Origin of the sequence: Photorhabdus africana (genome assembly GCF_035181445.1) — a bacterium.
Taxonomy (GTDB): Bacteria; Pseudomonadota; Gammaproteobacteria; order Enterobacterales; family Enterobacteriaceae; genus Photorhabdus; species Photorhabdus laumondii.
On the sequence record NZ_JAXBVE010000363.1, the window covers coordinates 1 to 202 of the forward strand.

General features: G+C 40.6%; 1 protein-coding gene. It reads left to right on the top strand.

Translation table 11 applies throughout. The features are described from left to right. Positions 1-202: helix-turn-helix domain-containing protein (locus tag SLS51_RS24080; RefSeq protein ID WP_323840954.1), on the top strand; the 202-nt coding region annotated here is incomplete at both ends.

Genomic DNA, 202 nt, shown 5'->3' on the forward strand with positions numbered 1-202 from the left:
AGAACAAACTGATTTTTTAATCAATCACTTATCTCAACATCTTTTCCATCACACCCATGAAATCGTGGCCTATGTTGCTCAGCTCTGGAAGATTACCTTTAGCATTCCCGGCATGAATAAATGGCTACACCGTCAGGGTTTTTCTTATAAAAAACCGGGTGGCGTCCCTCATAAATTCGACGCAGAAAAACAGCGACAATTT